23 protein-coding genes are annotated in these 25,351 nt (G+C 64.0%); 8 read left to right on the top strand and 15 right to left on the bottom strand.

What is annotated here, in order from left to right; translation table 11 throughout:
* Positions 1-17: 17 nt before the first annotated feature.
* Genes CIT40_RS19690 through CIT40_RS19680 form a run of 3 tightly spaced genes read right to left on the bottom strand, consistent with a single transcriptional unit; the run spans position 18 to position 2,535 of the window.
* Complete coding sequence (locus tag CIT40_RS19690; RefSeq protein WP_094891915.1) at positions 18-1,256, bottom strand: GNAT family N-acetyltransferase; 1,239 nt, start codon at positions 1,254-1,256, stop codon at positions 18-20.
* A gap of 59 nt (positions 1,257-1,315) precedes the next feature.
* Positions 1,316-2,062, bottom strand: a complete 747-nt coding sequence (locus tag CIT40_RS19685; RefSeq protein ID WP_094891914.1) for a glycerophosphodiester phosphodiesterase — start codon at positions 2,060-2,062, stop codon at positions 1,316-1,318.
* Between the two features lie 5 nt (positions 2,063-2,067).
* The gene (locus CIT40_RS19680) at positions 2,068-2,535 is read right to left on the bottom strand and encodes a RidA family protein (RefSeq protein ID WP_071913057.1); all 468 of its coding nucleotides are present in this window, start codon (positions 2,533-2,535) and stop codon (positions 2,068-2,070) included.
* A 259-nt stretch (positions 2,536-2,794) separates the two neighbouring features.
* Here CIT40_RS19680 and CIT40_RS19675 point away from each other — a divergent pair, with 259 nt between their 5' ends.
* A complete protein-coding gene (locus CIT40_RS19675; protein WP_155525998.1) occupies positions 2,795-3,655 on the top strand; it encodes a cell envelope integrity EipB family protein in 861 nt (286 codons plus the stop codon).
* 234 nt (positions 3,656-3,889) lie between these two features.
* Positions 3,890-4,291, top strand: a complete 402-nt coding sequence (locus CIT40_RS19670) for a RidA family protein (protein ID WP_094891913.1) — start codon at positions 3,890-3,892, stop codon at positions 4,289-4,291.
* Between the two features lie 92 nt (positions 4,292-4,383).
* Here the strand turns inward: CIT40_RS19670 and CIT40_RS19665 are convergent, their stop codons facing one another.
* From CIT40_RS19665 to CIT40_RS19655, 3 genes are all read right to left on the bottom strand, one after another.
* The gene (locus CIT40_RS19665; protein ID WP_094891912.1) at positions 4,384-4,791 is read right to left on the bottom strand and encodes an ACT domain-containing protein; all 408 of its coding nucleotides are present in this window, start codon (positions 4,789-4,791) and stop codon (positions 4,384-4,386) included.
* A gap of 157 nt (positions 4,792-4,948) precedes the next feature.
* Complete coding sequence (locus CIT40_RS19660) at positions 4,949-6,175, bottom strand: DNA polymerase IV (protein ID WP_414645429.1); 1,227 nt, start codon at positions 6,173-6,175, stop codon at positions 4,949-4,951.
* Between the two features lie 59 nt (positions 6,176-6,234).
* On the bottom strand, positions 6,235-6,546 hold the full coding sequence (locus tag CIT40_RS19655; RefSeq protein ID WP_094891910.1) for a DUF3572 domain-containing protein: 312 nt from the start codon (positions 6,544-6,546) through the stop codon (positions 6,235-6,237).
* A gap of 241 nt (positions 6,547-6,787) precedes the next feature.
* Between CIT40_RS19655 and CIT40_RS19650 the strand changes: the two genes are divergently transcribed.
* The 4 genes from CIT40_RS19650 to CIT40_RS19635 all read left to right on the top strand — a co-directional run bounded on the left by CIT40_RS19650 (position 6,788) and on the right by CIT40_RS19635 (position 10,978).
* Positions 6,788-7,153 carry a response regulator gene (locus tag CIT40_RS19650; protein ID WP_008130064.1) on the top strand — a complete coding sequence of 122 codons (366 nt, stop codon included), beginning with the start codon at positions 6,788-6,790 and terminating at the stop codon, positions 7,151-7,153.
* A gap of 14 nt (positions 7,154-7,167) precedes the next feature.
* Complete coding sequence (locus CIT40_RS19645) at positions 7,168-8,541, top strand: PleD family two-component system response regulator (RefSeq protein ID WP_094891909.1); 1,374 nt, start codon at positions 7,168-7,170, stop codon at positions 8,539-8,541.
* 728 nt (positions 8,542-9,269) lie between these two features.
* Entirely contained in the window at positions 9,270-10,046 is a 777-nt protein-coding gene (locus tag CIT40_RS19640) for an outer membrane protein (RefSeq protein ID WP_244611806.1), read from the top strand.
* Positions 10,047-10,129: 83 nt separating this feature from the next.
* Positions 10,130-10,978, top strand: coding sequence for an outer membrane protein (locus CIT40_RS19635; protein WP_094891907.1), 849 nt, complete (start codon positions 10,130-10,132; stop codon positions 10,976-10,978).
* A 152-nt stretch (positions 10,979-11,130) separates the two neighbouring features.
* Here the strand turns inward: CIT40_RS19635 and CIT40_RS19630 are convergent, their stop codons facing one another.
* Complete coding sequence (locus tag CIT40_RS19630; protein WP_094891906.1) at positions 11,131-11,739, bottom strand: TetR/AcrR family transcriptional regulator; 609 nt, start codon at positions 11,737-11,739, stop codon at positions 11,131-11,133.
* A gap of 129 nt (positions 11,740-11,868) precedes the next feature.
* Between CIT40_RS19630 and CIT40_RS19625 the strand changes: the two genes are divergently transcribed.
* Positions 11,869-13,107 carry an MFS transporter gene (locus tag CIT40_RS19625; RefSeq protein ID WP_094891905.1) on the top strand — a complete coding sequence of 413 codons (1,239 nt, stop codon included), beginning with the start codon at positions 11,869-11,871 and terminating at the stop codon, positions 13,105-13,107.
* Between the two features lie 17 nt (positions 13,108-13,124).
* Here CIT40_RS19625 and CIT40_RS19620 read toward each other — a convergent pair whose 3' ends face one another.
* From CIT40_RS19620 to topA, 8 genes are all read right to left on the bottom strand, one after another.
* Entirely contained in the window at positions 13,125-14,363 is a 1,239-nt protein-coding gene (locus CIT40_RS19620; RefSeq protein WP_094891904.1) for an acyltransferase family protein, read from the bottom strand.
* A 318-nt stretch (positions 14,364-14,681) separates the two neighbouring features.
* On the bottom strand, positions 14,682-15,770 hold the full coding sequence (locus CIT40_RS19615; RefSeq protein WP_094891903.1) for a helix-turn-helix transcriptional regulator: 1,089 nt from the start codon (positions 15,768-15,770) through the stop codon (positions 14,682-14,684).
* 698 nt (positions 15,771-16,468) lie between these two features.
* The gene (rpmG, locus tag CIT40_RS19610) at positions 16,469-16,636 is read right to left on the bottom strand and encodes a 50S ribosomal protein L33 (RefSeq protein ID WP_008139339.1); all 168 of its coding nucleotides are present in this window, start codon (positions 16,634-16,636) and stop codon (positions 16,469-16,471) included.
* A 125-nt stretch (positions 16,637-16,761) separates the two neighbouring features.
* The gene (locus tag CIT40_RS19605) at positions 16,762-18,087 is read right to left on the bottom strand and encodes an LLM class flavin-dependent oxidoreductase (protein ID WP_094891902.1); all 1,326 of its coding nucleotides are present in this window, start codon (positions 18,085-18,087) and stop codon (positions 16,762-16,764) included.
* A 273-nt stretch (positions 18,088-18,360) separates the two neighbouring features.
* On the bottom strand, positions 18,361-19,110 hold the full coding sequence (locus CIT40_RS19600; protein WP_094891901.1) for an NUDIX hydrolase: 750 nt from the start codon (positions 19,108-19,110) through the stop codon (positions 18,361-18,363).
* Between the two features lie 30 nt (positions 19,111-19,140).
* On the bottom strand, positions 19,141-19,581 hold the full coding sequence (locus CIT40_RS19595; protein ID WP_094891900.1) for a DUF983 domain-containing protein: 441 nt from the start codon (positions 19,579-19,581) through the stop codon (positions 19,141-19,143).
* Positions 19,575-21,932, bottom strand: a complete 2,358-nt coding sequence (rnr, locus tag CIT40_RS19590; RefSeq protein WP_094891899.1) for a ribonuclease R — start codon at positions 21,930-21,932, stop codon at positions 19,575-19,577. Before rnr ends, CIT40_RS19595 begins: the two co-directional genes overlap by 7 nt.
* Positions 21,933-21,965: 33 nt before the next feature.
* The gene (gene topA / locus CIT40_RS19585) at positions 21,966-24,713 is read right to left on the bottom strand and encodes a type I DNA topoisomerase (protein ID WP_094891898.1); all 2,748 of its coding nucleotides are present in this window, start codon (positions 24,711-24,713) and stop codon (positions 21,966-21,968) included.
* 227 nt (positions 24,714-24,940) lie between these two features.
* Between topA and CIT40_RS19580 the strand changes: the two genes are divergently transcribed.
* On the top strand, positions 24,941-25,180 hold the full coding sequence (locus CIT40_RS19580) for a hypothetical protein (protein ID WP_094891897.1): 240 nt from the start codon (positions 24,941-24,943) through the stop codon (positions 25,178-25,180).
* The last annotated feature ends 171 nt before the right edge of the window (positions 25,181-25,351 follow it).

Below are 25,351 nucleotides of genomic sequence, written 5' to 3'. Positions count from 1 at the left end.
CCAGCCGTGGCAAACCGTCAAGGCGCCTCGTCGATGCCTTTGCGGAACGGGCCGAGCTCAGTCAGCTCTCGTCCGGCCTCGGCGACATAGGCGCGCTCACGCTTGAGGTAGTCATCGATGGCGCGGCGCAGCCCGGGATCGGCGATGAAGTGCGCGGAATGGGTGGTGCGCGGCAGGTAGCCGCGCGCGATCTTGTGCTCGCCTTGCGCACCGGCCTCGACATGGGTGAGGCCGCGTTTGATGGCGAAGTCGATCGCCTGGTAATAGCAGACCTCGAAATGCAGGAACGGATGATGCTCGACCGCGCCCCAGTTGCGGCCGAACAGCGTGTCCGAACCGATGAAGTTGATCGCGCCCGCAATCCAGCGATCGTTGCGGCGGGCCATCACCAGCAGCACGTCCTCGGCCATCGTCTCGCCGATCAGCGAGAAGAATTCGCGCGTCAGATAGGGGCGGCCCCATTTGCGCGAGCCGGTCTCCATGTAGAACATGAAAAACGCATCCCAGGCGTCTTCGGTGATGTCCTTGCCCGTCAGCCAGTGGATGGTGATGCCGGCGGAGAGCGCATCGCGCCGCTCGCGCTTGATCGATTTACGGTGGCGCGAGTTCAGGGTCGCCAGGAAGTCGTCGAAGCCAGTAAAGCCCTCATTGCGCCAGTGGAACTGCTGGTCCGTGCGCTGCAGGAAGCCGTGTGCGGCGAGCAGCTTCCATTCGTCCTCGCGCGCGAAGGTGACGTGGACGGAGGAGGCTTTGCTGACGCCGCACAGCGCCACGAGGCCGCTCGCCAGCGCGTCGAGGATGCGCTCGCGATCGACGCCGTCGCGGACCAGCAGGCGCGGGCCTGTGGCCGGAGTGAAGGGAACCGAGACCTGGAGCTTCGGGTAGTAGCGCCCGCCGGCGCGCTCATAGGCGTCGGCCCAGCCGCGGTCGAAGACGTACTCGCCCTGCGAATGCGATTTCAGATAGCAGGGCACGACACCGGCAACGCGGCCGTCGACCTTGGCCACGAGATGCCGCGGTCCCCAGCCGGTACGGATGGTGGCCGAACCGGATGTCTCGACGGCCGAGAGAAAGGCGTGCGAGACGAACGGGTTATAAGCGGGCTTTGAGACGCCGAGGGAATCGCCTGGAAGTCCGGACGAGGTTCCCGCGCCAAGCCCACATTTGCCGCCGGGATTGGCGCAGGCGTCCCAATCTTCGGCAGACACCTCGCCAATGGAAGGTACGGCCTCGAGCGTGATTTCAGATGATGCCATCGTTGCCCAAGATCGTGCATTGCAGCAGCGACTTCAAGGGGGTGAGAGATGCGCCTGACCTACGGTACGAACCCCTCAAAGATCATCTGATCGGCATATTGCCCGACCCGCGTCCGCTGCCCGCTTGTGCGGACGGTCCAGCCGAGCAGGGCGCAGCCGAACACGTTGCGGGCGATCCAGGGGGCGGGGGCCGGGAGGTCGTCGACCCTGAAGGCGATGAAGTGCGGCCGGGTCTGGAAGCCGTGGCGCAAGTACAGCATGCTGTCGCGCTGCGGCTGCGTGAGCTTGGCCCAATAATCGTCCTCATAGGTCCGCTGCGCGACGATGCCGCGCGGGCGGGAGGGCAACAGCTCACGCAATGCCAGCACCTGGTCGGGATCGAACGACATTCCGACGGCGGGGCCCGGATAGGTCGCCAGCACCTCGGCCATTCGCTTCACCAGCTTGCGGTCGCCGCCAAAATGGCTCTTCACCTCGATCACCAGCGGCACGCGGCCGGCGACCATGGCGCAGAGGTCGGACAGCGACATCATCCGCTCGGGCGTGTCCTTGAATTTGACGGCCTTCAGCTCCGCGGCGGTCTTCGACACCACCTCGCCGGTGGCCTCGGTGAGGCGGCCCAGCGCATGGTCGTGATGCACCATGGCCTCGCCGTCGGACGAGAGCTGGATGTCGACCTCGATCGAGAAATTGCCCGCGATCGCAGCCTGCACCGCGCCCGGCATGTTCTCGACGATGCCGCGGGAAATGTCATGCAGGCCGCGATGGGCGACCGGCCGGGCTGTCAGCCAATCCGGAGCGCGCATGCTCGTCAGGCGACCTCGAATACGCCCTCGACCTCGACCGCCGCGTCCGCGGGCAGCGAGGCGACACCGACGGTAGTTCTGGCGTGGCGGCCCTTGTCGCCGAACGCGGCGACCATCAGGTCGGAAGCGCCGTTGAGCACCTTCGGCCCGTCCAGGAAGTCCGGCGCCGAATTGATGAAGCCGCCGAGGCGAACCACGCGCACCACCTTGTCGAGGTCGCCCAGCGCCGCCTTGACCTGGGCCAGCAGATTGACCGCGCAGCCGCGGGCCGCCGCGGCACCGTCCTCGATGGAGACGCCGGCGCCCAGCTTGCCCTTGGCGATCAGCTTGCCGGAGGGGTCGAAGCAGACCTGGCCGGAGACGAACAGCAGGTTGCCGGTGCGCACGAAGGGTACGTAATTGGCCACGGGGGTGGGGGCTTCGTGCAGCTTGATGCCCTGTTCCGCCAGCTTTTGCTCGACCGTGCCCGCCATCTTCGCCCTCGTTGTCCAGAAATTTCATTCGCTCCGGCGCATCCGTGGGAGGCCGGGCGCGCCCTGTTTCGCCCATCGTGCCGCCACATGCAAGCAACCCGCAAGAGGCTGCCTTTTGCCGGGGCGAGGTTGCAGGTTGGAGGGCGGGCCGCAATTTTACGTGAAACGGCCTCAGTTGCGACGCAATGGAACGGTCATTAAAATGTCGAATCTGCGCATCCCCAAGGATTACCCGAGGACGCGTCCCCAAGGATCAGACATGGTGCACCTTTTCCGGACTTCGCTCGGTGTCACGGCGCTCGCAGCGGCCAGTTTGGGCCTTGGCGATTTCGGCCTTGGCGATGGCGCACAGGCCGCCAATGGTCCGTTCCTCGCGCACCAGGCGCTTTACGACCTCAGCCTGGTGAAATCGCGCTCCAACTCGGTCAACAGCGCGCGCGGCCGCATCCTCTACAACTTCACCGGAAGCTCGTGCGAGGGCTATACCTCCGAATTCCGCCAGGTCTCCGAGCTCGACAGCGGCGAGGGCAAAGTCACGCTCAGCGACCTCCGCTCCAACTCCTGGGAAGATGCCGCGGGCAAAAGCTACCGCTTCAAGATCGAGACCCGCATGAACGAGGCGGATGCCGGCCGGGTCGACGGCACGGCCGAGCGCGACGGCGACCACATCAACGTCAAGCTGAAGCTGCCGGCGCCCAAGAGCTTCACCCTCGACGGCAAGATCGTGTTCCCGACCGAGCAGATCCAGCACATCATCGCCGCCGCCAAGGACGGCAAGTCGTTGCTCGAGCTGTCGGTCTATGACGGCTCCGACGACGGCCAGAAGGTCTACAACACGCTGACCGTGATCGGCCAGCCGATCCCCGCCGACCGCGACGCCTCGCCGGATCCGTCGACTTCCGACGAGCACATGAAATCGCTGAAGCGCTGGCCCGTCACGGTCAGCTATTTCGACCGCGAGGCCCAGCAGAAAGAGGGCGAGCAGACGCCGGTCTATGCGATGGCGTTCGAGCTCTACGAAAACGGCGTCTCGCGCCAGCTCGTGCTCGATTACAACGACTTCGTCATCTCCGGCGTGATGGGCAAGTTCGACGTGAAGGACAGCAAGCCCTGCAATTGAGGGGCGGAGCTCTTTCCGCGCGAGCAGTGGCGTAGGGTGGGCAAAGGCGCGCACTTCGCGCGCCGTGCCCACCACCTTTCAGCAATGGGCAAGATCGTGGGCACGCTTCGCTTTGCCCACCCTACGAGACTACGGGATCTCTCTTCGCCGCGTCGCTTCCGCCATGACGGACTAGCTCTCGTCACACTCTCCAGCTACGCTTCCTCTCAACCAGAAACCTGAGGGAGCCAGCCCATGCCCAAGCTCGATCATCTCCGCCCCAGCGGCCTGCATCACAATCCCGCCTATTCCCATGTCGTCACCGCTACCGGTGCGCGCACCATTTACATCTCCGGGCAGGTGTCGGTGGACGAGGAGGGGCGGATCGTCGGCGAGGGCGATATCGCCGCGCAGACCACGCAGGTGATGCAGAATCTCGGGCACGCGCTGAAAGCGGCCGGCGCGAGCTATTCCAACATCGTCAAGATCACGACCTTCGTCGTGAACTACAAGCCGGAGCTGCGCCCGATCATCGGCAAGGCCCGCTCGGCCTTCTTCGAAGGCATGGAGCCGCCGGCCTCGACGCTGGTCGGTGTCTCCGCGCTCGCCGCGCCGGAATGGCTGATCGAGATCGAGGCGATCGCGGTCGCGGATTGAGGTCTCGCCTGTAGCCCGGATGGAGCGAAGCGCAATCCGGGAAACTGTTGCAGCGGACGTACTGCCCCGGATTTCGCTTCGCTCCATCCGGGCTACAAGTGCTTCGCGTTCGACATCTCTCGCAAGAGAGCCATCGCCTCGTCGGCCCGGCCAGCCGGCACGAAGAGGTGATCGTGGTGGAAGGCCGACACCGCGTTCACGCTGATGCCGGCTTCGGCCAGCCGGGGCGTGATCGCCGCCAGGAAGCCGACCGCTTCGAGCGCCGAGTGAACCGTCAGCGTGATCAGGCGCGAGACGAACGCGGAGCGCAATCCCGCCGCTTCGGCTTCCTCTTGCGGGATCACCAACGTCGTTCCTTCCTGCTCGTGGAAAGTCAAAAGCGGGGCGAGATTGGCGGGAATAGGATCGCCTGCCGGGATCGAGCAGAACACGAAGATCCCCGGCCGCAGCTCCGGCCTCATGTGCCTCAGCAACACGCCGAGATCGCGTTCGCCCGTCATGGTCGCTTCCTCTCACGACCGTCATCCTGAGGCGCCGGAGCGTCAGCGGAGGCCTCGAAGGATGCACGGCCCGGCTGCATCTCGGTCGTGCATCCTTCGAGGCTCGCCAGGGCTCGCACCTCAGGATGACGGAAAGGACACCGTCGTCGTGGCTCCATCACTCCTGCGCCTTCTCCGGGCCCTCATAGGCGATGCCGCGGATTACCGCGGCGCTGCCGAATTTCTTGCGCAGGCTGTCGACGGCGCGTTCGGCGTGGGCGGCGCGGCGGTCGAGCATGTCGGTGTCGTCGGCGGGCGAGCCCTCGCGCAGCGCACTGACGCCGGCGCCCATCAGGCGGAAGGCGGTGCCGTCGATCTCCTTCGCCAGCATTTCGCGGCAGATCGCAAAGATCTTGGCGGCAAGCTGCGTCGGGGCTGCGATCGATTGCGAGCGGGTGCGCTGGCGGAAATCTGAGGTCTTCAGCTTTAGCGTGACGGTGGAGCCGCCGAGCTCGCTGTTCTTGAGGCGCGACGAGGTCTTCTCGCACAGACGCCACAGGATCTTCTCCAGCGTGGCGAAATCGCGGATGTCGGTGTCGAAGGTGGTCTCGCTGGAAATCGTCTTGGCGCCGCGGTCGGGCTCGACGCGGCGGTCGTCGATGCCGCGGGCGAGCCGCCACAGCCTGCGGCCGTCGCTCGGAAACTGCCGCATCATCTCGATCTCGTCGGCCTTCTGAAGGTCCGCGATGACGCGGAAGCCGCGCTGCATCAGGCGCTCCTGCGTGGCAGGGCCGACGCCGAAGATGAAGCCGACGGGCTTGTCCGCCAACATCAAACGCGCTTCCTCCTGGTCGAGCGCGGCAAAGCCGCGCGGCTTGTCGAGGTCGGAGGCGATCTTGGCCAGGAACTTGTTGCAGGACAGGCCGACCGAGACGGAGATGCCGATGTCGCGCTCGACGTCGCGGGCAAAGCGCGCCAGCACCTTGGCCGGGATCATGCCGTGCACCCGCTCGGTGCCGGAGAGATCGAGGAAGGCTTCGTCGATCGAGAGCGGCTCGACCAGCGGCGTCAGCGCCTGCATGGCCTGCCGCACCTCGCGGCCGACGCGGACGTATTTGGCGATGTCGGGCGGGATGACGGTGGCGTGCGGGCAGGCGTCCAGGGCTTTGAACATCGGCATCGCCGAGCGCACGCCGTAAGTGCGCGCGATGTAGCAGGCGGCCGAGACCACGCCGCGTTTTCCCCCGCCGATGATGACGGGCTTGTCGGCGATGTCAGGATTGTCGCGCTTCTCGACCGTCGCGTAGAAGGCGTCGCAGTCGATATGGGCGATGGTCAGGCCCGCGAGCGCGCGATGGCGGACCAGGCGAGGGGAACCGCAGGCGGAGCAGCGCCGCACGCCCATATCGAGGTCGGCCAGACAATCCCGGCAGAAACAGCGGGGCCCGGCCGCCTCAGGAGCGCTCACGGCACGTCGCGCTCCCAGGAGCGGTCGCCCAGCGCGTCGCCGAGGACCTGCCGCGCTGCTGCGACGTTGGTCGGATGCAGTTCCACGGTCGCGGCGAAGGCCTTCACCGTGGCATCGTCGCGCATCACGAAGTCGAGCACGCTGAGCAGGAAATTGGGGTCCGCGGCGGCATTGCGCAGGGTCTCCGGACCCACCCCTGTCTCGGCCAGGAACAGGCCCAGCCTTTCCGGGTCGCCCGCAACAAAGGACAGCGCCTGAATCGCAACGATTTCAGCGACTTCGCGAGGGTTGTGAACAGGCTTTTTCAAGGGGACGGTTTGCCTTTCCGTTAACTTTCGGTGTCTACTTTGAGGTCATCATGCCCGAGTCTCGGCCTCAAGTCTTCCGGCCCCAGGCAAGCAACTGGAAACCACATCGCACAAAGTCGCCCCTCGGGTTTAACGAAACTCAAGCGAATCTGAGGCTAGTTTGAATCCAGTTTTCAAAACGCCGGAACGCGGCGTCTGAGGCGTCACATGTACCGGTCTGCGGACCAATCAGGAGGGCGGGATGGCTAAGACCGTCCTGATCGTGGAAGACAACGAGCTCAACATGAAGCTCTTCCGCGACCTGTTGGAGGCGCACGGCTACCAGACCTCCGGCACCAGCAACGGCTACGAGGCGCTCGACCTGGTGCGCAAGATGCGGCCCGATCTCGTGCTGATGGACATCCAATTGCCGCAGGTCTCCGGCCTCGAGGTGACGCGCTGGATCAAGGACGATCCGGAGCTGCGTTCTATTCCCGTCGTCGCGGTCACCGCGTTCGCGATGAAGGGCGACGAAGAACGCATCCGCGAGGGCGGCTGCGAGGCGTATTTGTCCAAGCCGATCTCGGTCGGCAAATTCATTGAGACGGTCCGGCGTTTTATCGGATAGGAAGTGAGTTCACAGTGTCCGCGCGTATCCTGGTCGTCGACGACGTTCCCGCCAACGTCAAACTGCTCGAAGCACGCCTGTCCGCCGAATATTTCGACGTGATGACCGCCTCGAACGGCACCGAGGCGCTGGCGATGGCCAGCCGCGCCGAATGCGACATCATCTTGCTCGACGTGATGATGCCCGACATGGACGGCTTCGAAGTCTGCCGCCGCCTCAAGACCGATCCGGCGACGCACCACATTCCCGTCGTCATGGTCACCGCGCTCGACAGCCCCTCGGACCGCAATCGCGGGCTGGAAGCCGGCGCCGACGACTTCCTGACCAAGCCGGTCTCCGACGTCGTGTTGATCGCGCGCGTGCGCTCGCTGACGCGGCTGAAGATGATGACCGACGAGCTGCGCATGCGCGCCATCACCTCGCTCGAGATCGGCATGCAGGCGCCCGAGCGCAGCGCGATCTCCGACACCGGCAAGGGCGGCCGCATCCTGCTGGTCGACGACCGCGAGTCCTCCTATGAGCGGCTGGCGACGATCCTCGCCGCCGAGCACACCATCGACGTCGAGCCGAACCCGACCGAGGCGCTGTTCCACGCCGCCGAGGGCAATTACGATCTGCTGATCGTCTCGCTCGACCTCAACAATTTCGACGGCCTCAGGCTCTGCAGCCAGGCGCGCTCGCTGGAGCGCACGCGCCACGTGCCGATCCTGGCGATCGCGGAGCCCGAGAACTCGACGCGGCTGCTCCGCGGCCTCGAGATCGGCGTCAACGACTATCTGCTGCGCCCGATCGACAAGACCGAGCTGCTGGCGCGCGCGCGCACCCAGATCCGCCGCCGCCGCTACACCGACCATCTGCGCGACAACGTGCAGAACTCGATCGAGATGGCGATCACCGACGCGCTCACCGGCCTGCACAATCGCCGCTACATGGAGAGCCATCTCGCGACTCTCGCCGAGCAGGCCGCGACCCGCGGCAAGCCGCTGGCGCTGATGATCCTGGACATCGACTTCTTCAAGTCGATCAACGACAATTACGGCCACGACGCCGGCGACGACGTGCTGCGCGAATTCGCAGTGCGCGTGCGCAAGTCGATCCGCGGCATTGATCTCGCCTGCCGCTACGGCGGCGAGGAATTCGTCATCGTGATGCCGGAGACTGATCTCCACGTCGCCGGCATGGTCGCCGAGCGCCTGCGCCGCTCGATCGCGGGCGAACCTTTCGCGGTCCACAAGGGCACCAAGCGCATCGAGGTCACGATCTCGATCGGCCTGACCACGCTGGAGCAGAAAGGCGAGGCGGTCGCCGACGTCCTCAAGCGCGCCGATACCGCGCTGTACCGGGCCAAGCACGACGGGCGCAATCGGGTGGTGTCGCAGGCGGCGTGACCCGCCAGTCGTACAAAAAGTGCGAAAACAACCCCATGCACAGTAGAAGCTGTTAGCGGGATCAATGGGTTAAGTCAGGCGCAGAATGGCGCGCGCGGGTCGCGCCGTTGACACGTCGGGCAAAACAGCAGCGCATCGACAGGAACACGGCGTTCTTCCACATTCCACTGTCATTCCCTGCGAATGCGGGGAATCCAGTGCGCCGCAGCCTCTCGGTCAATCACAGTCGTCTGTGGAATACTGGATCACCCCGCCTTCGCGGGTGATGACGCCGTTCGATGCGGTAACAGTCGTCGGTGTGGTGGGCACCTGTTCGTACAACTTCGCAGCGATCACTGCATCGTCCCGACATCCACCCCCGCATTGCGCAACAACACCTTCGCTGCTTCGTTCGCAGCATGCGCCATCCGCCGCTCATTCATCGGTGCGAACTCCATCACCCAGCTCGCCCGCAGCGCTCAAATCCCCATAGAGCCTGCCGCACCAATCCCGCCTACTAGGCGCGGTTTCCTCCCTTGGAGGCTTTCGGACGCCGGCCGCCCGAATACGCCGCGCCGTCAATCATGCGGCCGGCATCCGAAACCCTTCACAGAAGGAGACTCCGTACCTCCAAATGACGGTGTTACCGGTACATCACAAGCCTCCTGCAAACTCGCCGGTGTTGCTGCGGGCAGGTGTACCGAGGGGCGCGTGTGATGTACTTCGTATGTGCCATTTGGAGAATGAGAATGCGAAGTGTGAAATCGCTTGTTTCAACTGCTGCTTCGATCAACGCACTGTTGGATTGGAATTTTGAGAGTGGAATGAAAACGATTCTCGCAAGCGTGTCTTTTATTGCACTGAGCGTTTCCGCATCGAGTGCTGCAGATCTGGCGCCCTCTTACACGAAAGCTCCAATGCTGCAGGCCGCAGCATATAATTGGACTGGATTCTATGCAGGTCTGAACGCCGGATATGCTTTCGGTCGCGAAACAAGCACTGCATCTGCAGGAGGTGGCATCTTCTCTATTTCAAACAGCTCGGCCTACGACGGTTTCCTTGGCGGTGGTCAGTTGGGCTACAATGCGCAATTCGGCTCAATTGTGGTTGGTGTCGAAGGCGACATCCAATACGCAGACGTTGGCGGAAAGTTTTCCGTTTTGGTGCCTGGTGTTGGTGGGAATTTTGAAACGAATAAACTCAATGCGTTTGGGACAGTGCGAGGGCGCGTCGGCTTCGCTTTTGATCGAGTCCTCGTATATGGAACGGGAGGCTTCGCGGCTGGCAGGAATACCTTTACACTGAGCGACGCGGTCGGAACATCGGTCGACGATAGCGCAACGCATACGGGGTGGGCGGCCGGTGCCGGTTTGGAATACGGCATTCGTGAGAACTGGAGTGTGAAGGCTGAATACCTTCATGTCGACCTGGGTTCAAAAGACTATTTCTCGGGTATAGGTCTGGTCGTTTTTCAGAGCAGAATGAAATTCGATATCGCGAGGGCGGGTGTGAACTATCGCTTTTAATCTGAAAATCCAAGAGAACCTGCGGCGCGGAGTTCCTTTGCATTGTGCCCAGGGGAACTCGCAACGATCCGAAATCGCGGGCGATGGTCCATCATCGTAAATCAGCAACAGAATCGGTTGAGGACTTTGAAATGAAAAAAATGTTGCTGGCCGCCGCCAGCTTAATCAGCCTCGCTTCTTGCGCCGATGCAGCGGATCTCGCTGCCCGTCCTTACACCAAGGCGCCGGCTATGATCGCCGCAGTGCACGATTGGTCCGGCTTTTATGTAGGTGCAAGTGCCGGTTATGGATGGGCGGATGTAGACCATTACAGCCTCAACACGGCCGGCTCATTCTGGACGAACGGACCCGCCGGTGCGTTTGGGGGGCTACAATCGGTACATCCATCAGGGGCCGTTTACGGCGGCCAAGTCGGCTACAATTGGCAATCTGCTAATTGGGTGTTCGGCATCGAAGCGGCTGGCTTTGGCACCGATCTGAGACGAACGGACATCAGCATTTTTGCGCCCGCGACCGATCTACTCAGTGCTCGGATTGAAGGCTTGTTTACTGCTACGGGCAGGATCGGATACGCGATCGACAGATGGCTGCCTTACATCAAGGGCGGCTATGCAGGGGCGCAAGTTCGGACAATAAACCGAGAACCGCCTCCGGCCTTTGCTCTTGATGTCAGCCTGGATCACGGCGAGTGGCGTAGTGGCTTCTTGGTCGGCGGTGGCCTTGAATATGCAATCACCAACAACTGGATCGCCGGCGTCGAATATAATTACATGGACTTCGGCAGCTCAACATGGTCGCAACTCAATCGGACTGCGGCTGGCGCGGTGTTCAACGCTGCGGCACCGGAAAACTATCGCGACCACGTCACGATGCAGACGGTAACAGCCCGGCTGAGCTATAAGTTTGGCGGCCCCATCGTCGCAAAGTACTGAGGTTAGCCTTTGGACTAGCAAAAGCCCCGACATGGTTCGGGGCTTTTTTGCGCCGATCCTCCGGATGTCAGCTTAGGGTCTCATCCCGCCATGCCGCGGTGGTCGCCACAAGTTCGCTAACGAGGGCAGAGCCGACCCACCAATACGGTCCCTCAGGGATGCCGGATCGCATCCTTGCGTTCCTTCGCCACCTTCGCATCCTCCACATCCACCCCCGCGTTCCGCAGCAACACCTTCGCCGCTTCCTTCGCAGCTCTTGCCATCGCCGGATCATCGCGCACGAGGTCCTGCGCGATCGAGCCGTCGACCAGCAGCACGAGCTGCGTCGCCAGCGCGTCTGCCTCCGCGACGCCAAGCTCGTTTAGCCGGTCGCGAAACCAGAGGCGGCGGCTTTCCTTGAAGGCGATGGCGATCTTCTTCACGGCGCGGTCGGCAGGGCCGAGCTCGGCGACCGCATTCACGAACGGGCAGCCGCGAAAGTCCCTGGCTGCGAAGCGACGCTCCAGCGAATCGAAGGTGGCGAGGATCTGCTCGGCCGGCGGCTTGTCGGACGGGGAGGCGTGCACGAAGCGGCGCTCCAGATAGGCCTTGATCAGCGCGTCCTTGGACGGGAAGTGGTTGTAGAGCGTGCGCTTGGAGATGCCGATCTCGGCCGCGATGGTGTCGACGCCGATCGCGCGAATGCCCTGCAGATAGAACAGCTTGTCGGCGGTCTGCAGGATCCGCTCTTTCATCGTCTGTGGGGCGGGCGGGGGAGCCATGCGGTGACGTGCATCCTCTCGGCTTGACAGCTGCGCCCCAACATAGCCTAAGTGCACAGGTCTGTGTAACCAAAATCAACCGATATCGCAGACCACGGCATTTGTGCCGTGCCTACGAGGGAGACGAAAATGCCCCTGCTGCAGGTCCTGCGTCCAACATTGCCGATCCTGATCGGCGCCTCGATCATGCTGACGCTGAGCATGGGGTTGCGGCAGAGCCTCGGCATCTTCATGCAACCGCTGACGCACGACATCCACATCTCGGTCTCGGATTTCACGCTGGCGCTGGCGGTGCAGAACCTCGCTTGGGGCTTCCTGCAGCCGCTCGCCGGCGCGATGACGACGCGCTACGGCTTTCGCCCGATCATGATCGTGGGATCGCTGATGTACATCGCGGGGCTTGCGCTGATGGCGACCGCGAATGGACTCGTCGCCATCATGATCGGCGCCGGCGTGCTGATCGGCACCTCGCTCGCCTGCACCGCGGCCGCGATCGCGATGTCGGTGGCGGCGCGCGCGGTGCCCGCGACGGTGCGCTCCACCGTGCTCGGCATCGTGTCCGGCGCGGGCTCGCTGGGCGCGCTATTGTCGGCGCCGATCGGACAGATGCTCAACGAGGGCTTTGGCTGGCGCGTCGGGCTCGCCGGTTTCGTCGTGATGTCGGTGCTGATGATTCCGGCCGCGTGGTATGCGGGGCGCGTCGACCAGGTCCCGCTGCCGAAGCCGTCTGCCGACGACATCGGCGATGCCACCGCCGCGACCGCGGCGAGGACCGCGTTCGGCAATGCCTCCTTCGTGGTGATGACCTGCGCCTATCTCGTCTGCGGTATGCAACTCGTCTTCCTCACCACGCATCTGCCGTCCTATCTCGCCATCTGCGGCCTCGATCCCATGCTGAGCGCGCAGACGCTCGGCATGATCGGCGGCTTCAACGTGCTGGGCTCGCTGTTCTTCGGCTGGGCCGGCCAGCGCTGGAACAAGCTGGCGCTGTTAGGGGGCATCTACATCCTGCGCTCGCTGGCGCTGGCCTGGTATTTCATGCTGCCGGCAACGCCGTTCTCGACGCTGCTGTTCGGCGCCATCATGGGCTTCCTCTGGATGGGCGTCGGCCCGCTGGTCGCGGGCGCCGTCGCCGAGATGTTCGGCCTGCGCTGGCAGGCGATGATCCAGGGGCTCGCCTTCATGAGCCACCAGATCGGCAGCTTCCTCGGTGCCTACGGCGGCGGGGTGATCTACGACGCACTCGGCTCCTACAATATGGCCTGGCGCATCGGCGTGGCGCTCGGGCTGGCCGGCGGTATCGTGCAGGTGGCGTTCGCACTGTTAAGACCGTCGCAGCCGCCCACGCCGGTGCTGAGGACGGCGTAGCAGGACAACAGTCGCAGCTACGACACCGCGACCTTCACCTTCGTCGCAACGGGCAGCGGAAGACGCAGTCCCCGGGCCAACACCGAGCGGCGCGTTGCCGGCAACCTCTTCGGCAGCTTTCCGAAACGCGCAAGGGTTTGCACCAGCGCAGACCTGACGGCTGGCTCGATCTTCGCGCAAATGAACCAGCAGACCAGTACAAGCAGGCCCAGCGCGATCCAGAGCGCCGAGGTGGCATCGAGCCCGGCGTCGACGAGCGCACGAATGATCGCTGCGCCGATCACGTTGTGGGTGAGGTAGAGCGGATAGGTGATCAGCCCGAGCGTTCTCAAATACGCCGGTGCTTCAGCAGCAGCGGTGCTCACAGAGCGCCTGTTCCTGTTTGCGGCACGGGCAATGAGGAGCACAGCGGCCGCCCAGACCATGATCGGTACAAGGGCCGATTGATCCGCGATGGCGGGGATGGACTCCAGGAAGAAGGAGGCGAAGAAATAGATTTCCGCGGCGCCGGACAGACAGGTGACGGCGACGGCGACCCGTTCGAGCGCCGTCAATTCCCTGTTTGAGGAAATGAACAGCCAGATCCCCAGCGCAAAGAAGCAGCCATGGCTCAACAGGAAGGCCGCGCACGGGACCCGGAACATCAGGATGATGAGATAGGGCAGGTCGGACGGCGTCGTGCATGACGCGACCAGCAGCGCGACGGCATTGAAGAGTGCGCTGTAGATGGTGAGGCCGAAAGCGAGGTGCCGCAGGGTGATCTTCCGCGTCAGCATCGCGCAGAACACGAGGCCGTAGAACGCCGTCTCGGCTGCAAGCGTCCAGTAGACCTCGTCGAGCCATTGGCCCGTGACGCCCTTGGGGACCATCAGCATGGCGTGGATATAGGGCAGGACGATCTCGGAGGCCGGGCCGCTACCGAACAGAAGCAGGACGAGGAAGGTCGCGGTGGCGCACACCCAGACCGCCGGATAAAGCCTGAGCGCGCGACCGAGCAGAAACCCACCCGGCGAAGATGTGCTCGCGGAGTTCGCGATGACGAAACCGGAGATGACGAAGAAGATCTCGACGCCGACCCAGCCGAACCAGGTGAAGGGCGCGGCGGAGGGGTAGAGAACGTCGGCGGCGACGCTGCGCTCAAAGCCCGGGACACCGATCGAGGTCCAGGCCCAGGACCAGAACATCTGGTGAAAAATGGCGACGCCGAGGGCGGCGGCGAAACGCAGCGGATCCAGCAGGGGCAAATGGCTCTTCACGGCAACGGACCGGGTTCATGCAACGATCCCGCTGGAGGTAGAGAAGCCGGTCAGGGCACTCTGCGAGGTGGATCACACTTGGTTCGGTGCGGCCAGAATGCGCTGGTCTTTGGATGGGTTATACGCCTACGTCCGGCTCGGCGCCGATCGGGCAGATGCTCAATGAGGGCTCTGGCTGACGCGTCGGGCTCGCAGGCTTCGTCGTGAAGTCGGTGCTGATGATACCGGCCGCGTGGTATGCTCGGCATTTTGAACGCATCGATGGCGTGCCAGTTGGGCAATTCTGTGGGGAATGGTTGCGAGAGCGAAACCTTTACGTCAGAACGTTTGCGTTCCCTTCAACAGTGCTACAAGCTGACTTTGTTGTTGCGTGCCAGTCTTGTGAAACACTTGTGCGAGATAGGCGCGTGCCGTCGAGATGCGGATGCCTTGCAATTCTGCGGCTTGCTGGAGCGTCTTTCCGGCCGCAAGAGAGGAAGACAGGCGCGCTTCCGCGGCCGTCAGGTCGAACAGACCGGAGAGCAGACTGGTGCTTGGTCCCGGCGCATCTCGAACCGCTTCGGTGACTGCGACGAGGACATCGCTTCCGGAAAAAATATCATAGGCCGAGCGCAGGAGCGGCAGGACGTGGACGATAATCGCGGATCGCCCATCCACGGCGGGAATCGGGATGGAGCGTACAGGGCCGTCCGAGCGCCTTGCGTTTGTTACCGCTTCCTGAAACAGCGCATCCGCGGAAGCATGAACGAGAGCGATGCCTCCGAAAGCGGCGGGCCGCAGCCGATCCGACACCGTCTCGAACAGCGGATTGCTGGCGCGCACGCGGCCGGTCAAGGCCATCACGGCGGCGGGAATGCCAAGCGCCTCGAGGGTGCTGACCGTGGTCTGCGCCCGCTCCAACCGTAACCGCGCCGCCGTCAGCCCAGCGCGCGCAAGATGCGGCCGGACTGCATCGAGACAGGCGAGATCTTCCGCGGACGGTCTGTCTTTATGGAGCCAACGTTCCATTGTGAAGAGCATCACCTCGTCGGCGGGGAGGGCGACGAAGTAGCCAATCTGTCCCCCGATACCCAAAGGCCGCACACGATCGATACGCATGTGGTTGGTCTCGAGAATCTCTTTCGGAAAATAGTCGGCATCGTAGATGAATGACGATGGCGGCAGCAGCGAGAACATGCTGCGCACTTCATCGCTGGTCTGCCATTCTCCAGCTGCTTCGATGTCGTCCATGACCGGTTGAACAAAATCTGTCGCGGTATATTTCGCTGACCTGCCACGGTCGCCCAGCACGCAAAATGTTCCCGCCGCGGAGCTGGTCATTTCGGCGAGCGTGTGCAGCACATCCGGCCAGAATTCCGGCACAAAAGCCGCTTCATAGATTCGGTCGGTCAGACTCTCGTCGATCATGAATTCCCACCACTGCCTGCGCCCACCACCGTGGTAAGGGGGCAACACCGCAAAAGCTAAGCGTCACTTCAGGGTCAGGATACCTTTAAATGAAGGTATCGCCGACTCCGCAGTCAATCCAACTCCACGTTTGCTGTGACTACAGTTCCAACTAACCTGATCGCTCTGGTCGGAGGTACCCTGACCTCTGCTACCTCATCGAGTGATCAGCGACTTGCTACGGTATTCAATGCGGACATGCAGGTGGGTGTGTCGTATTGGCTGACCCGACAAGTGAAAGTCAGTGCATCGGGATCGATCGCTACATCCACGGCCCGAGGCTGGGAGTAAGTGCGACGTTCTAATCATGGTCGTCCGCGCGACATTGTGAGAGGCCCCTTAAACAGGGGGATCGCGCCCGCAGCCCCGCATTTCCAGTGGCCGATAGTCCGGATGACGAAGATTTTTTTGTGCCGCGGCGCTACGTCACGGCGGCCAGCGACGAAGGTCACCGCCGCGGCTCGTGCGCGAGGCGAACTATTGCAGCTTTCCTCCGCAAACGCTTCTTGGCACGACGGACGAGGTCATCGGATAGGTGTGCAGCGCTGCGTCCGTTGGCTCAATGCCGTCCCGGACGCCAGGAGAGGGGCCAAAATAAAACGGGGCCCGCAAAGGGCCCCGCAAAAGTCTTCAGCGTTCCGCGATCTTACTTGATCTTCTTACTTGATCTTGGCTTCGCGGAATTCGACGTGCTTGCGCGCGACGGGATCGTACTTCTTCTTGACCAGCTTGTCGGTCATGGTGCGCGAGTTCTTCTTGGCGGTGTAGTAGAAGCCGGTGTCGGCCGAGGACACGAGCTTGACCTTGATGGTGACCGCTTTGGCCATGTTCTGAACCTCAGGAATGAAGGGAATCTGGAGCCGGCCAAACGGCCCGCGTTGGCCGGCAACCTAGCCAGAAACCGCCTGATGTCAAGGTTTTACACCCCGGAAAACCACCCAAAGCGGTCCCATTAGGCCTCGAAGAACCGGTTTTTCGGCCGCGGCAGGCCCAGATTCTCCCTCAGGGTGGCCCCTTCATACTCTTTCCGGAAGATCCCGCGTCGCTGCAGCTCCGGGACGACCTTGTCGACGACATCGTCGAGGCCGGCGGGCAGGAACGGGAACATGATGTTGAAGCCGTCGGAGCCGCGGCCGACCAGCCATTCCTCCATCTGGTCGGCGATGGTTTGGGCGGTGCCGACAAAGGAGAGCCCGCCATAGCCGCCGACGCGCTGGGCGAGCTGGCGCACCGTGAGCTTGTCGCGCCTGGCGAGGTCGACCATGCGCTGCCGGCCGCTCTTGCTGGCATTGGTCTCGGGGATGTCAGGCAGTTGTCCGTCCGGATCGAAGCCGGAGGCATCGGTGCCGAGGATGACGGAGAGCGAGGCGATGGCGCTGTCGTAATGGACGCGGCTGTCGAGCAAAGCGCGCTTCTCTTTTGCCTCGTCGACGCTGTCGCCGACCACGACGAAGGCGCCGGGCAGGATCTTGAGATGTTCGGGGTCGCGGCCGACCTTCTCCATGCGGCCCTTGATGTCGGCATAGAGTTTTTGCCCGTCGGCGAGGCTGCCGCCGCCGGTGAACACGGCTTCCGCGGTTTCGGCGGCGAGCTGCTTGCCGTCTTCGGAGGCGCCGGCCTGCACGATCACGGGCCAGCCCTGCACGGGACGGGCGATGTTGAGGGGGCCGCGCACCTTCAGATATTTGCCGTTGTGGTCGAGCGTGTGCATCTTCTGGGGATCGAAGAACAGGCCGCTCTCGACGTCGCGCACGAAGGCATCGTCGGCGAAGGAATCCCACAGGCCGGTGACGACGTCGTAGAATTCACGGGCCCGCTTGTAGCGCTCGGCGTGCTCCATGTGGTCGTCGAGGCCGAAATTCAGCGCCGCGTCCGGGTTCGACGTCGTTACGATGTTCCACCCCGCACGCCCGCCGCTGAGATGATCGAGCGAGGCGAAGCGGCGCGCGACGTGATAGGGCTCGTCGAACGTGGTCGAGCCCGTGGCGATCAGGCCGATCCGCTCGGTGACCGCCGAAAGCGCCGAAAGCAGCGTGAACGGCTCGAACGATGTCACGGTGTGGCTGCGCTTGAGCGCGTTGACCGGCATGTTCAGCACGGCGAGGTGATCGGCCATGAAGAAGGCGTCGAACTTGCCGGCCTCGAGCTTCCGGATCAGCGTTTTGATATGGCCGAAGTTGAAATTGGCGTCGGGCCAGGCCCCGGGATAGCGCCAGGCGCCGGTGTGGATGCTGATCGGGCGCATGAACGCGCCAAGCTTGAGTTGCCGTTGTGCCATCGCCCGGTGTCCGTTCTTGGTGACGCTGGGGAAGACATAGGCATGGGTGGGAACTCCGCCATTGGGAAAGGCGGGAAGATTATTTTGTTTTTCGATGTGTGCTCAGCACGTTCTCGTCATTCCGGGCTTGCGCTGCGTGCTCCGGGGAATGACGGAAGGGGAAAGCCTGCCGCTGCTCCCGTAGCCCGGATGGAGCGCAGCGCAATCCGGGAAGATCCGTCCGCGATGGCAGCCCCGGATTTCGCTGCGCTCCATCCGGGCTACAACAACGGCTCAGCCCAAAATATCCTTCTGCATCTTGCCGCCGTAGAAATGGAAGAACGGCACCGGCGCGTCGTGGCGGAGCGGGCCGGTGGCAAGGCGCGAGTCGAGCTCGTTGAGCACGTTGCGCGTCATCGGATGCAAATCGGCCAGCGGCTTGGAGCCGAGCTCGACCCAGACCAGCTCGACCAGCTCGGCATCGGCATGGATCACGCCGTCGACGCGGTGGGTGATCGCGGAGGCATCCGCCGTGAAGAAACGCGTGTCGAACCGCTTGACGCGGCCGGGCGGGGTGATCGCGCGCGCGATCAGGAACAGGCTCGAGGGATCGGGCAGCAGGCCGGCATCCGCGAACGGCTGCCACGGACCTTCCAGCTTCGCCTTGACCTCCGCCTTGCGGCCGAGGCAGAGACCGGTCTCCTCGCAGGCCTCGCGGATCGCGGCAATGGCGAGCGACTTCGCGCGCGAAGCCGGCGTCTTCGGGCTGCCCTTGGCGAGATTGGCTTCCAGCTCGGCGGTGATGGGCGCGGCACAGGGCACGCGATAGTCGGCCTTGTCGACGCGCCCGCCCGGGAAGACGAACTTGCCGGGCATGAACACCACCTTGTCGTGGCGCTTGCCGACCAGGACTTTTGGCGTGGTGCTGCTGCGGTCGACCAGGATCAGCGTCGCCGCATCCCGCGGGCGAAAATAGGGATGGTGGTCGGCTTCCTTGCCCTCGTGAATCCTGGCCTTCTCGGCGGCCTGCGCACTATCCGTCATGTCCTCACCCAAACGCTTTTTGCTTCTTGCTTACACAGGCGGAATACCATCCGGAGGGTTGTCGTCAAACCCATGCATGCGCAGAGCCCATTGCAGCCCGACCACAGCTCCCTTGACGGGCTGCAGCAGCGCCAGCGAGGCGACGAAAGTGAAGGGCAGATAGGCCGCGAAGCTGATCCAGACCGGCGTCGAATAATTGGTCTCGATCCAGAGGATCGAGGGCACCACGATGTGGCCGACGATGACGATGACGAGATAGGCAGGCAGATCGTCGGCGCGGTGCGGCGTGAAATCGAGGTCGCACACCGAGCAATTGTCCGCCGTCTTGAGGAAGGCGCGGAACAGTTTGCCCTCGCCACAGCGCGGGCAGCGGCCGCGAAAGCCGCGCTTCATCGCCGTCCAGAGATCGCGCTTCTCGACGAGACCCGTTTCGCGCGTCCAGATTTTCGGGGCCGTGCTCATGGTCACCATGCTTTGCCCTTCTTGCCTTTGCCCTTGTTCTTGCCTTTGTTTTTTCCTTGGCCCTTCTTGCCGGGCTTCGGCTTCGGCGGCTTGCGTTTTCTGTCCGGGCTGCGGCCGGGCTGCGCCTTGAGCGAGGGCCGGCGTTGCGGACCGGATGGCCTGCGGTCGCGCGGCGCGGCCTCGCTGGAGGACGACAGCAGCTCGAATCGCAGCGCGCCTGCGATCGGGGCGGCTTCGATCAGGCGGACGTCGACGACGTCGCCCAGCTGATACATGGTGCGGCTGCGCGTGCCGACCAGGGCGTGGCGGCTCTCGTCATAGTTGAAATATTCCGCACCGAGGGATCGGATCGGGATCAGGCCGTCGGCGCCCGTCTCGGCCAGCTTGACGAAGAGCCCGGCGCGGGTGACGCCGGAGACGCGGCCCTGGAAGCTCGCACCGATGCGGTCGGCCAAGTGATGGGCGATCAACCGGTCGACGGTCTCGCGCTCCGCCTTCATCGCACGCCGTTCGGTCACCGAGATGTGGGCGGCGACTTCAGCCAGGGTTTCCGGCGTTTCGCTGTCGGGCAGGGCGCCTTCGCCCAAGCCCAGCGCGCGGACCAGCGCGCGGTGCACGACGAGATCGGCATAACGGCGGATCGGCGAGGTGAAATGCGCGTAGCGGCGCAGATTCAGGCCGAAATGCCCGTAATTCTCGGAAGAGTATTCGGCCTGCGCCTGGGCGCGCAGTACGACTTCGCTGACCAGCGGATAGTAATCATGGCCTTCGAGCTGGGCCAGCACGCGGTTGAACGTGGTGGGACGCAGCGCGCCGGATTTGGCGAAGGGAACGTCGAGCGACTCCAGGAATTCCGCGAGCGCGTGGACCTTCTCCAGGGTCGGCTCGTCGTGCACGCGGTAGATCAGCGGGAGCGATTTCTTCTCCAGCATCTCCGCGGCCGCGACGTTGGCGAGGATCATGAACTCCTCGATCAGCTTGTGCGCGTCGAGACGTTCGGGGACCACGACGCGGTCGACCGTGCCGTCGCTTTTCAGGAGGATCTTGCGCTCGGGCAGATCGAGATTGAGCGGATCGCGCTCGTCGCGCGCGCGCTTGGCGCAGGCGTAAGCCGCGTAGAGCGGTTTCAAGATCGGATCGATCAGGGGGCCGGTGGTGTCGTCCGGCCTTCCGTCGATCGCGGCCTGCGCCTGCGCGTAGCTGAGCTTGGCCGCCGAGCGCATCAGGATGCGATGGAAACTGTGCGAGCGCTTGCGGCCGTCGGGGCCGAGCACCATGCGCACCGCGAGCGCGCCGCGCGGCTCGCGCGGCACCAGCGAGCAGAGATCGTTCGAGATGCGTTCCGGCAGCATCGGCACGACGCGGTCGGGGAAATAGACCGAGTTGCCGCGGTCGAGCGCGTCGCGGTCGAGCGCGCTGCCCGGCCGGACGTAGAAGCTGACATCGGCAATGGCGACATTGACGACGAAGCCGCCCTTGTTGTTGGGATCGTCATCGGGCTGCGCATGCACCGCGTCGTCATGATCCTTGGCGTCGGGCGGATCGATGGTGACGAGCGGCACGTCGCGCCAATCCTCGCGGCCCTTCAAATTGGCCGGCTCGGCCGCTTCCGCATCGCGCATCGCGGCGGGCGAGAATTGCAGCGGGATGTCGTGGGCGTAGATCGCGATCAGGCTGATCGCCTTCTCCGACTTGACCGAACCGAGCTTGTCCTTGACCCGGCCGGACGCCAGCCCAAAGCTGCGCGTGCGGACGATGTCGACGCTGACGAGGTCGCCGTCCTGCGCGCCGTTCGTGTCGGCCGAGGCGATGTTCAGTTCGCGGTCGGCGGACTTCTTGTCGACGGGGACGAGCCGTCCGCCGCCTTCGGGCAGCGCGCGGAACACGCCGAGGATGCGGCTCTTGGCCTTGTCGAAGACCTTGATGATGTGGCCGCGCCAGGCCGGGCCTTCGGCCTCGCCCGAGGGCTCGACTCGCAGCAGCACGCGGTCGCGGACGCCGGCCACGGTGCCCGGCTTTGGCCGGCGCGGCATCTGGATGCGGATTTTGGGGGGCTCGCTGCTTTCGACCTCGTCCCATTCGGTGGGGGAGGCGATCAACTCGCCGTCAGCGTCGCGGCCCGTGATGTCGGCGACCAGCGTCGGCGGCAGCGCGTCCGGTTCGGATACCGTGTGACGCTTCTTCTTGATGGTTCCGTCGTCGGCGAGCTCGCGCAAGATGCGCTTGAGCTCGACGCGATCGGCGTTCTTCAGGCCGAACTCGCGCGCAATTTCGCGGGTCCCGACCTTTCCGGGATTTGCCTTGATGAAGGCGACGATGGCTTGCCGCTCGGGAAAGCCATGGTCATTCTTGCGTTTCACTTAACCTCTAATTCTTGATCTCAAGTCTTGATACTAAGTCTTGCCGGCACTCTTCTTGGCCGGAGCCTTGGTGGCGGCGGGCTTGGTCGGCGACGTCTTGACCGCTGAAGTCTTGGCGGTCGACGGCACGGCGGCGCGCGCCTTGCTGGTGGATTCGGATTTGGTTTTGGCCGCTTTCTTCGCGGCCGGTTTCTTCTTCGGCGCGGCGTCATCGCCGTCCGCGGCAGCCTTCTTGGCCTTGGCCGGCTTCGCAGCCTTCTTCGGCTTCTTGCCGCCGCCCTTGGCGGCGCGCTCGTCGATCAGGGCGATCGCCTGCGCCAGCGTGACGGCGTCTTTCTCGATGTCGCTCGGGATCGTCGCGTTGACGCCGCCGGCCGTGACATAGGCGCCGTAGCGGCCGCTCTTCACGGCGACGGTGCCGAGCGTCGGATGGTCGCCGATCGCCTTGCCGGGATCGGCGCCGAAGCGGCGGCTCGGGCCCTTGGCGACCTTTTCCGCAATCAGCGTCACCGCGCGGTTGAGGCCGATGTCGAACACCTCGTCGCCGGCTTCCAGGCTGGCATAGGTCTTCTCATGCTTGACGAAAGGCCCGAAGCGGCCGAGGCCCGCGGTGATCGGCTCACCGGTCTCGGGGTGCTTGCCGATCTCGCGCGGCAGCGACAGCAGCTTCAGCGCAAGTTCGAGCTCGACATCGCCGGGCGAGGTGCCCTTCGGGATGCCGGCGCGCTTCGGCTTCTCGCCTTCCGCATAATCCTTCTGCTCGCCGAGCTGGATGTAGGGGCCGAAACGGCCGGCCTTGACCCAGACATCGCGACCGGTCTCGGGGTCCTGGCCGAGCGAACGATCGGCGCTGGCCTCGCCATCGGCGGCGAGCTGGCGGGTGTAGCGGCACTCCGGATAGTTCGAGCAGCCGACGAAGGCGCCGAATTTGCCGGCCTTGAGATTGAGACGGCCGGTGCCGCAGTTCGGGCACTGCCTGATATCGCCGCCGTCCGTGCGCGGCGGATAGATGTGCTGTCCGAGCATGTCGTCGAGCACGTCCAGCACCTGGGCAACCCGCAGGTCCTTGATCTCGTCGACGGCGCCGATGAAGCCGGTCCAGAAATCCTTCAGCACCTGCTGCCAGGAGATCTCGTTGTTGGAGATGCGGTCGAGCTGCTCTTCCAGATTGGCGGTGAAGTCGTATTCGACGTAGCGGGCAAAGAAGCTTTCGAGGAACGCGACCACGACGCGGCCCTTGTCCTCGCCGTGCAGGCGCTTCTTCTCCAGCTTGACGTAGCCGCGGTCCTTCAGGACCTGGAGGATCGAGGCATAGGTCGAGGGCCGGCCGATGCCGAGCTCTTCCATGCGCTTGACCAGCGAGGCCTCCGAGAAGCGCGGCGGCGGCTCGGTGAAATGCTGGGTGACGGACAGCGACTGCCGCTTGAGCGCATCGTTCGGGCTCATCGCGGGCAGGCGGCGGGAATCCTCGTCCTCCTCGTCGTCGCGGCCTTCCTGGTAGAGCGCGAGGAAGCCGTCGAACTTGACGACCTGGCCGGTGGCGCGCAGCTCCAGCGTACGGGAGCCCGCCTTCGCCGTGATGTCGACGGTGGTGCGTTCGAGCTCGGCGGATTCCATCTGGCTGGCGATGGTGCGCTTCCAGATCAGCTCATAGAGCCGGGCCTGATCGGAATCGAGCTTGCGGCTCATGCTGTCGGGGCGGCGTGAGAGGTCGGTCGGGCGGATGGCTTCGTGCGCTTCCTGCGCATTCTTGGCCTTGGCCTGGTACTGGCGTGGCGCGTCCGGCACGTAGGCGTTGCCGTAATCCTCGCCGATCACCTTGCGGGCCTGGGTGATCGCGGACGGGTCGATCTGCACGCCGTCGGTCCGCATATAAGTAATGAGTCCGGTGGTCTCGCCGCCGATGTCGATGCCTTCATAAAGCCGCTGCGCGATGCGCATGGTGTGCGCCGGCGCGAAGCCGTATTTGCGGCTGGCTTCCTGCTGCAGCGTCGACGTGGTGAAGGGCGCCTGCGGATTGCGCCGGGCGGGCTTGGCGTCGACCGAGGTCACGGCGTAGGCGGCCGTCTCCAGCGCCTTCTTGAAGTCTTCGGCTTCCGCGCCGGTTCCGATGTCGAGGCGCTGGATCTTCTTGCCGTCGGCGCCGACCAGGCGGGCCTCGAAGGCATCGCCGCGCGGCGTCAACAGGGTCGCGATCAGCGACCAATATTCGCGGGCGACGAACTTCTCGATCTCGAGCTCGCGGTCGCAGACGAGGCGCAGCGCGACCGACTGCACCCGGCCGGCCGAGCGGGCGCCCGGCAGCTTGCGCCACAAGACGGGGGAGAGGGTGAAGCCGACCAGATAGTCCAGCGCACGGCGCGCCATATAGGCGTCGACCAGCGCGCCGTCGATCTGGCGCGGATGCTTCATGGCGTCCGTGACCGCCTGCTTGGTGATGGCGTTGAACACCACGCGCTCGATCTTCTGGTCCTTCAGCGCGCGCTTTTCCTTCAGCACCTCCAGCACGTGCCAGGAGATTGCCTCGCCCTCACGATCAGGGTCGGTGGCGAGAATCAGGCGGTCGGCGTTCTTCAGGGACTTCGCAATGTCGTTGAGCCGGCCGGCCGCCTTAGGGTCGACCTCCCAGATCATCTTGAAATTGGCATCGGGATCGACGGAGCCGTTCTTCGCGGGCAGGTCGCGGACATGGCCGAACGAGGCCAGAACCTCATAGGACGAGCCCAAATACTTGTTGATCGTCTTGGCTTTCGCCGGCGACTCCACAATGACGATATTCATGTAGTTCCAGTAACTTATGGGAAAATTGGGGGCCGAAAACGAAAGGACTCGGGTCGGCCGTTTCGACCCGAACATGGGTGGTGAGGCCTCCGCTGTCAAATCGAGGGCTGTTGAAAGCCGCCCGGATGGGAAAAGTTTCATATCGAGAAAGTTGTAAAATACCACCTTGGAGTTGCGAGCGCTATCGGCGTAATGTTTCCATGGGGCATGGATTCGGGTGGGGTCTGTTGACTAGGCCGGGAAAGAAGCGGGCGCGCGCCGCATCAGGCGCGCCGGGAGGCTCGCGTCACGAGGAACCGGGGGAGGGCGGCGCGGACGAGGCTGTCACTTTCATCGCCGAGCAGGTCGGAGCATTGCGCAAGCTCGCCGAGCGCCACAAGCTCGACGTGCTGCATTATCTCCTTGGCATGACCAAGCTGGAAGCCGACGAGCATCTGCGGCTGCGCAGCAAGCGCAAGCTGTCGTGAGGTTTCCGCCTTTATCGGCTCCGTCATCCCGAGGCGCGAGTGGCGCGATGCAGGGCATCGCGCCGGGAGCCTCGAAGGATGAGCGGCCCCCGTCGCTGCAGCCGGGCCGTCGCCCTTCGAGGGCCGCTGAAGAAGCGGCCGCCTCAGGGTGACGGTCATAGAGTTGAGCGG

This window comes from Bradyrhizobium amphicarpaeae (assembly GCF_002266435.3).
In the GTDB taxonomy this organism is placed as follows: domain Bacteria; phylum Pseudomonadota; class Alphaproteobacteria; order Rhizobiales; family Xanthobacteraceae; genus Bradyrhizobium; species Bradyrhizobium amphicarpaeae.
The sequence above is the reverse complement of the archived record's forward strand: the minus strand, read 5'-3'. Positions and strand labels throughout refer to the sequence as shown.

Coding starts and splice junctions, on each gene's coding strand:
- CIT40_RS19690 (WP_094891915.1), bottom strand. CDS start 1,256: ATGGCATCATCTGAAATCACGCTCGAGGCCGTACCTTCCATTGGCGAG.
- CIT40_RS19685 (WP_094891914.1), bottom strand. CDS start 2,062: ATGCGCGCTCCGGATTGGCTGACAGCCCGGCCGGTCGCCCATCGCGGC.
- CIT40_RS19680 (WP_071913057.1), bottom strand. CDS start 2,535: ATGGCGGGCACGGTCGAGCAAAAGCTGGCGGAACAGGGCATCAAGCTG.
- CIT40_RS19675 (WP_155525998.1), top strand. CDS start 2,795: ATGGTGCACCTTTTCCGGACTTCGCTCGGTGTCACGGCGCTCGCAGCG.
- CIT40_RS19670 (WP_094891913.1), top strand. CDS start 3,890: ATGCCCAAGCTCGATCATCTCCGCCCCAGCGGCCTGCATCACAATCCC.
- CIT40_RS19665 (WP_094891912.1), bottom strand. CDS start 4,791: ATGACGGGCGAACGCGATCTCGGCGTGTTGCTGAGGCACATGAGGCCG.
- CIT40_RS19660 (WP_414645429.1), bottom strand. CDS start 6,175: ATGGGCGTGCGGCGCTGCTCCGCCTGCGGTTCCCCTCGCCTGGTCCGC.
- CIT40_RS19650 (WP_008130064.1), top strand. CDS start 6,788: ATGGCTAAGACCGTCCTGATCGTGGAAGACAACGAGCTCAACATGAAG.
- CIT40_RS19640 (WP_244611806.1), top strand. CDS start 9,270: ATGCGAAGTGTGAAATCGCTTGTTTCAACTGCTGCTTCGATCAACGCA.
- CIT40_RS19635 (WP_094891907.1), top strand. CDS start 10,130: ATGGTCCATCATCGTAAATCAGCAACAGAATCGGTTGAGGACTTTGAA.
- CIT40_RS19630 (WP_094891906.1), bottom strand. CDS start 11,739: ATGGCTCCCCCGCCCGCCCCACAGACGATGAAAGAGCGGATCCTGCAG.
- CIT40_RS19625 (WP_094891905.1), top strand. CDS start 11,869: ATGCCCCTGCTGCAGGTCCTGCGTCCAACATTGCCGATCCTGATCGGC.
- CIT40_RS19615 (WP_094891903.1), bottom strand. CDS start 15,770: ATGATCGACGAGAGTCTGACCGACCGAATCTATGAAGCGGCTTTTGTG.
- rpmG (WP_008139339.1), bottom strand. CDS start 16,636: ATGGCCAAAGCGGTCACCATCAAGGTCAAGCTCGTGTCCTCGGCCGAC.
- CIT40_RS19605 (WP_094891902.1), bottom strand. CDS start 18,087: ATGGCACAACGGCAACTCAAGCTTGGCGCGTTCATGCGCCCGATCAGC.
- CIT40_RS19600 (WP_094891901.1), bottom strand. CDS start 19,110: ATGACGGATAGTGCGCAGGCCGCCGAGAAGGCCAGGATTCACGAGGGC.
- CIT40_RS19595 (WP_094891900.1), bottom strand. CDS start 19,581: ATGGTGACCATGAGCACGGCCCCGAAAATCTGGACGCGCGAAACGGGT.
- topA (WP_094891898.1), bottom strand. CDS start 24,713: ATGAATATCGTCATTGTGGAGTCGCCGGCGAAAGCCAAGACGATCAAC.